The sequence below is a fragment of the Paenibacillus taichungensis genome, from assembly GCF_003287275.1.
Lineage (GTDB): Bacteria > Bacillota > Bacilli > Paenibacillales > Paenibacillaceae > Paenibacillus > Paenibacillus taichungensis_A.
The window spans coordinates 478,477-485,266 of sequence record NZ_QEVW01000008.1 but is presented as its reverse complement, the minus strand read 5'-3'; the positions used below and the strand labels follow the sequence as shown (position 1 = coordinate 485,266).

The 6,790-nt window shown below is 46.5% G+C and carries 6 protein-coding genes; 4 read left to right on the top strand and 2 right to left on the bottom strand.

Translation table 11 applies throughout. The features are described 5' to 3' along the window. Nucleotides 1-136 precede the first annotated feature (136 nt). Nucleotides 137-766 carry a YfbR-like 5'-deoxynucleotidase gene (locus DC345_RS14770; protein ID WP_113053733.1) on the top strand — a complete coding sequence of 210 codons (630 nt, stop codon included), beginning with the start codon at nucleotides 137-139 and terminating at the stop codon, nucleotides 764-766. Between the two features lie 52 nt (nucleotides 767-818). On the opposite strand, the gene DC345_RS14765 is transcribed toward DC345_RS14770, so the two are convergent. Further along, nucleotides 819-1,571, bottom strand: coding sequence for a response regulator transcription factor (locus DC345_RS14765; protein WP_258530672.1), 753 nt, complete (start codon nucleotides 1,569-1,571; stop codon nucleotides 819-821). 11 nt (nucleotides 1,572-1,582) lie between these two features. Beyond that, nucleotides 1,583-3,463, bottom strand: a complete 1,881-nt coding sequence (locus tag DC345_RS14760) for a cache domain-containing sensor histidine kinase (RefSeq protein WP_113053731.1) — start codon at nucleotides 3,461-3,463, stop codon at nucleotides 1,583-1,585. A gap of 176 nt (nucleotides 3,464-3,639) precedes the next feature. On the opposite strand from DC345_RS14760, the gene DC345_RS14755 reads away from it, so the two are divergent. The 3 genes from DC345_RS14755 to DC345_RS14745 are packed head-to-tail and all read left to right on the top strand — an operon-like array spanning nucleotide 3,640 to nucleotide 6,751. Continuing rightward, the gene (locus DC345_RS14755) at nucleotides 3,640-4,941 is read left to right on the top strand and encodes an ABC transporter substrate-binding protein (protein ID WP_113053730.1); all 1,302 of its coding nucleotides are present in this window, start codon (nucleotides 3,640-3,642) and stop codon (nucleotides 4,939-4,941) included. Between the two features lie 49 nt (nucleotides 4,942-4,990). Continuing rightward, nucleotides 4,991-5,926: a carbohydrate ABC transporter permease gene (locus DC345_RS14750; RefSeq protein ID WP_258530671.1), complete on the top strand. Its 936-nt coding sequence runs from the start codon at nucleotides 4,991-4,993 to the stop codon at nucleotides 5,924-5,926. Continuing rightward, nucleotides 5,927-6,751: a carbohydrate ABC transporter permease gene (locus DC345_RS14745; protein ID WP_072734532.1), complete on the top strand. Its 825-nt coding sequence runs from the start codon at nucleotides 5,927-5,929 to the stop codon at nucleotides 6,749-6,751. Nucleotides 6,752-6,790: the final 39 nt, after the last annotated feature.

The window sequence follows — 6,790 nt, the reverse complement described above, 5'->3', positions numbered from 1 at the left end:
CAGAGAATAAGATGGCTTTTGGCTGTCCAGCGATTCGACTTCTACTTTACCTTCGACTGTATCAGGGTTAATCTGTAGTTGACATAATCAAGTTATAATTAGTGCATACTTATAACTAAAAAGGATGATTGCACACATGGGAATTCACACGTACTTTAGATCACTCAACGATCTCGAACGCATTATTCGTACCCCGGGAAAATTCAAGTTCGAGGAACACAGCGTATCCGCCCACTCCTGGAAAGTCGTGCAGTATGCCAAAACACTCGCCGATATTGAGGAACAGCATGGGGTCGCCATCGATTGGAAGAAGCTTTACGAAATTACCAGCAGTCATGATTATGGTGAAATCTTCATCGGTGATATCAAAACGCCGGTCAAACATTATTCACTGGAGCTTCGTTCGATGCTGCAACAGGTAGAAGAAGGCATGGTTGAGCATTTTATTAACGAAAATATTCCTGAAGAATTCCAGCCGATTTTCCGCAGACAGCTGCGTGAAGGCAAAGATAACTCTGTCGAAGGACTTATTCTGGAAGTGGCCGACAAAATGGATCAGGTGTACGAAGCGTTTGCTGAACTGCAGCGTGGCAATACAGAAAAGGAATTTATCGTGATGTACCGATATGCCCTGATCAAAATCAAAAATATTGACCTCCACTGTGTACACTATTTCCTCGAGCAGATTCTCCCCGACATCATTGAGGAAGGCAATCGTTCCCCATTTGATATCCGCCAAATCACGGAAGATGCTTTGTCACAATAATTAGCTCCAGTCATCGTGGTTCTTCAAGAGCCATGGACAGGGCTTTTTTTCGTTATTGTAACCTTTGGCGATATTCGCTGGGATAGAGTCCCGTTTTGTTTTTGAAAATACGGCTAAAATAATGGGAATCACTATATCCCACCGCTTTACCTACTGTCTTGATATCCATATCATCAAAGGCCGCGAGCATGCGTTTTGCTTCGTTGATTCGGAGCCCTGTCATGTATTTGAGCGGGGTCTCACCCGTCACCTTTTTGAAACATTTCCCCAGGTAATCCACACTAAAATGCATCTGGCCTGCCATGTCCTGCAACGTAATTTCATGCATATAGTTCTGTTTCAGATACAATTTGACTGCCTCTGCAATGTCCTCCGGCTTCACCTGCTCATCCAGCATTGCACTGACATGTGCCAGCGAATCCCCTGCATGGCCAAGCTTTAATTCCATTGCATCCAGCAGAGATCGAAGCTGTTCTTCCGTAAGGGGTTTAAGCAAATAATCCTCTACCTTGTAACTGATGGCCTGGCGTGCAAACTCAAACTCATGGTGGCCGCTCAGGATCACGATCTTGACATGCGGATAGGCAAAATACAGATGTTTCGCCAGTTCCAGTCCATTCATGACGGGCATCTGAATATCGGTAACGACCAGATCAGGCACTGTATATTCAATCAATTCCAATGCTTCCTGTCCATTTCTAGCTTCACCGATAACCTCAAACCGTGTGCCCAGCTCGCTGAATTTCCGGGACACATTGCGGCGAATTAACGCCTCGTCCTCCACAATAATGGTTCTATATGTCATCACCATACGTTTTAACTGTGCTCCTTTCGAATGGAACCGCCAATCGTAATGCTGACGCCGCCAGAAGGTTTATTCCTAATATGCATATGTGCCGCGGAACCATACCATAATTTGAGTCTGATCCAGATGTTTTTCAATCCCATCCCGTTAATCTCAAGTTCAGGCATACGCTCCCATTCCTGTGATTGTTGTATGTACTGCTGGATGAGCGTAAGCGCCTCGGGTTCCATGCCAGGTCCGTTATCTTCCACTGTCATTAGCCAGGTCTCCTGCAAAGTGTCCAGCTCTCCAATGATATGCAGTTTCCAGGGTGGAGTATCACGCAGTCCATATTTCATGACATTTTCCAGCAAAGGCTGAATGAGCAGCATGGGGACCTGAAGATTTTTCATCAAGTCCGGAACATGGAATTCATAAAGCAGATCATCTTCGAACCGAATTTTCATACACTTCAAATATCGCTCACAGTAGTCGATTTCTTTTTCCAATGGAACACCGCTTTTGTTCGGAGCCGAGATGTAACGCAGCATGGATGCAATGTGACCACAGAACGCAACGATCTGTTCATTCATGCCCTCTTCCGCCATGATGCTGATGTTCGTAATGTTGTTATACAGAAAATGAGGGTTCATCTGGGACTGCAACGCCAGCAATCTGGCATCCGTTTCCTGAGATTTGATCGCCAGCATGTCTTGGAAGGATTGCACAAGCTGTTGATTCAATTGAATAAAGGTATCATTCAACTCATCCATCTCACGGATGGAACCCGGATATTCCAACTTGAACAACTGGCCAGAGTCCTGACCTGTGGTCAGATCGTGGAGGCCAGTTTTCTGAATAATGCGCTGCAAACGGTGGAGCGGTAAGGTAACACGTTTGGAGATCAGATATGAGAGGAGCAGAATAAGAATTAAGGTAGCTAAAGTTGCCCCCATAAACAGAAAAGCCATGCGATTCAGATTCGCAAACAGGGATTGTTTGGACTGCATCACGATAACCGTCCATCCGGTCTCCTGCGAGGTCGTGTAGGTCATCATTTGCTTTGAATTTCCTTTGGGATCTACCACTTCTTGCATCGTTTCTGGTGGATAGCGGTCGTTACGAATCAAGTTAACAACGTCGGAATGGGGTGCATTTAACGGATGTTCATTGGACAAAAAAGGATATAACAGCTCATTACGTTCATTCAATACATAGACACTCAGATCTTCGTTCCCCGCTTGCACCTCATTCAAATGCTGGAACAGGGTTCCGGCATCCTGCAAAATTTCCACTACTCCTTGCGAGACATAATTTCCATCCTTATACACCCGGGTAAGGGAGAGATATGGTTTACCTGACTCCCCCTGCCCTGTTGGCATCGGTAATGCCCCACCATCCAGTAAACTTATGACACGCCAGCCGTTGCGCGCCCACGTTTCCTCGTACCACGGTCTTTGGGTCAGATCTACAGACAGCTGTCCATTGAACGCACCGGCACCCAGCATTTTACCGTTCACATCATAGATATTAGCTTGTTTGGCTGTGTTGGAGCTGCTAATGATCGCCAGAATGACATCAATCAGCGTTGTTGTATCCTTGTAAAACGCCGGGTCACTTGTGAGCGTCTGTTCGTTGTTCTCCGCTGGAGATAAATAGTGACTGAAGTGCTCCTTGACCAGATTGGAATATACGATGTTCATGGAGAAATTATTCATTTTGACGATCTCCTGATCCAGATTGCCCACCATCGAGTTCCCCAGCTGTTTCTGCTGTTCGGCACTTCGACTACGAATGTCATTGGCAAGAAAAACATACAAGAGACTGGCTACAATCAATGAAAATACAATAAATACCGCAGAGTAGTAGGCAAACAGACTTTGCTGAAGCGTCCGGAATCGGTACTTAACCATCTCACACCTCGTTATTGGATGATGTCTTGCAACTTACTCGAAAATGTCCACCCAACAGAACGCTTTTGTCTATTGAGCACATTCTTCGTTCCGCGTAAAGTTATCCACATAAGAATACGCTTACATGAAGCGTTTCGGCAAGAGCTATTATTCTTTATTCCATGGGAGGTTCATTGATGAGAAAACGATTTCTATTATCCCTCGTAGGTGCGCTGCTGCTGTCCAGCCTGCTTCTTGCCGGGTGCAACTCCGGTAAAAGTTCCGAAGGTTCAGGGAAGGTAACACTAACGTTCGGAACAAGTCAGAGCGGCATTCCACGTACGGGTATCATGCAAACGATGGCGAAAGAATATGAGCAGGAAACGGGTGTGAAAATTGACTTTCAGGTGGTCCCTGATGCCCAGTGGCGTGACCTGATTAAGGTGAAGCTTGCCTCAGGCGAAGCTCCAGATATTTTCAATGTGGATGTGGACCCGCTGAGCATGCCTGCCAACGTAAGACCTGAGGAAAATGCAATTGATCTGACCAATGAGGAATTTACAGGACGCATGTCCGAAGAGATTTTACCAACGGTTAGCTATAAAGAGAAGGTGTATGGAGTTTCTTTTGCACCATCGAAAATCTGGTATGTGTACTATAACAAACGCATTTTTGAAGAGCTCGGTATCCAGCCTCCAACGTCCTACGCCGAGTTCAAGGCAATCAGTCAGAAGATCAAGGACAAGGATATCATTCCGTTCTATCAGGCACCTGCCAGCGGATGGTATCAGGTACTGCCATTGTTTGAAACCGGCCCAAACTATGAGCAAGCAACGCCGGGAACGTACGAGAAGCTGAACAACAATGAGATGAAGGTCGCGGATTTGACGCAGCTCAAGACGGTCATCGAGCAGTTAAAGGAATTTGCGGATCTTGGTTACTTCGGCAAGGATTTTCTGTCCAATACGGTCGAGGCTGGCATTGAAGCCTTTGGTCAGGAGAAAGCAGCCATGCTGCTTCGAGTTCCAGGCACTGAAAAGGAAGTGTCTGAGGCCTATCCGGACATGAAGGACAATATGGGATTTTTCGTGATGCCATGGGGCGATAATCAGACGATTGGTGTGAATCCAGGCGGTTCGGCTGCGATGTTTGGCAACAAAAACAGCAAGCACCCGGAAGAGGTACTGAAGTTTTTCCGGTGGATCACGGAGCATGATCATCTGCAGCGTGTATTCGATGGGGGTGAAGGCAACCTGACCATCTGCTGGCCGGAAATTGAACCGAAGCTGACACAGGACTATATCGATTATGAGAAAAATCATGAGAAAGGCACGGTCATGCAAGCCGCTGTAAAGTACATTGATCCGCAATGGATGGATATCGGCAAGGATCTTTCCGGCATGTTCGCCGGAGCGATGACCCCGGATCAGATTCTGCAAAATATTGATAAACGCAGGGCTGAACAAGCCAAAGTGCTGAAAGATGATGCGTGGCAATAACAGCGCATATTCTGGGTAAACACATGAGGCTTGTGGCTACTACCATCACATGCAGCGAGGTGAGGCGCCATGCATTCATGCATTTTGGCAGGAAGGACAGGTGTATCAGTTTATGAATGTAAATAAGATATATCCTTGGTATTTCTCATCTGGAGCGATTGTGCTGTATCTGCTGTTCATCGTCGCTCCCGCCCTGCTGGGCATCTATTATTCCTTCACCGATTGGAACAGCTACAGTTCGGAGAAAAACTTTATTGGTCTGGAGCATTTCCGAACCATTCTGGCGGGTGACCCAACGTATTTACTTTTTATTAAGAATACCGTCCTTTTCACTCTGATTACTTCGATCGCCAAGACGGTTCTGGGCCTATTTCTAGCTCTATTGCTGGTTAGCGGTGTGAAGGCTGCGAATCTACATCGCATGATCATATTTTCACCCCAAGTACTTTCGTTCCTGATTGTTGGCCTGGTCTTCAAAAGCCTGCTCGATCCCAACAACGGCTTCGTTAACGTGACGCTGCGTTCGCTGGGGCTAGACGTTCTGGCCCAGAACTGGCTGGGCTCCCTTACTTGGGCAATGCCATCCATTATGGCGGTGGATACGTGGAAAGGCATGGGGTACATTATGGTGCTGTTCATTGCTGGACTACTCGCCATTCCTCGCGATTATTATGAAGCGGCATCGATTGACGGTGCCGGCTTCTGGCAGAAGCTGTTTCGAATCACGATCCCAATGCTGATGCCGACGATTACCATCGCCACGGTACTCAATATTACATATGGCCTGCGTGTATTTGATGCGGTATATGTACTGACCAACGGCGGACCGGGCAATGCGACTGATGTGATTAACACAGCGGTGTATTCCTCTTTTGCTAAAGGCTATTGGGGACTTGGCAGTGCATTATCCACGATTCTGTTTGTCATTATGGCGATCATCTCCTTCTTCATCATCCGCTTGATGAACCGAAAGGTGGAATACTAGATGCGTGTGAAAAAACGGCTGGTTTCCATCGGATTAAATGTACTCGCCTGGCTGCTTAGCCTGGTGGTCCTGATTCCTTTTGTCGTCATAGTACTGAATTCATTCAAATCCGATGCCGAAGCCAAAGTGCTCAAACTGACCCTGCCTGAGAAGTTCATCTTTGAAAATTATAAAATCGTCTATGAGCAGGGACACCTGGGTGGTTCCTTTTTCAACAGTCTGCTGCATTCAACGGCTTCTTCCCTGCTGCTGGTGTTTGTTGTAGCGTTCTCGGCCTTCACGTTATCACGAAATTATTCAAAGCTAAGCAAGTTCCTATATTTCTTTCTCATTCTGGGCATTACGCTGCCATTGAACTACATTCCATTAATGGAGGTCATGAAGTCGCTGGGCATGATTAATTCGCATGTGGGCATGATTCTGCTCTATACGGCGATGGGCATTCCGATCTCGCTATTCATCACATATGCGTTTGTATCCAATATTCCAAAAGAGCTGGATGAAGCAGCGATCATGGACGGATGCAACGGAATCAAGCTGTTTCTCAGAATTATTGTGCCTTTGTTAACCTCTGTACTGGTTACGGTATTTGTTCTTAATTTCCTGAGTGTCTGGAATGAGTTTACCGCCCCACTCTACATGCTCAATACCGTCGAGATGTGGCCAATGACGCTCGCTGTCTATAACTTCTTCGGACAGTTCAGTGCTCAGTGGAATCTGGTCAGTGCGGATATCGTGCTTACGTCCCTGCCTGTGTTGATTGTGTTCCTGATTGGGCAAAAATATATTGTGGGTGGTCTGACTTCCGGGGCGGTTAAGGGTTGAGATGTATCCGAAATGAGAACGGAGAACTCAATACACTTA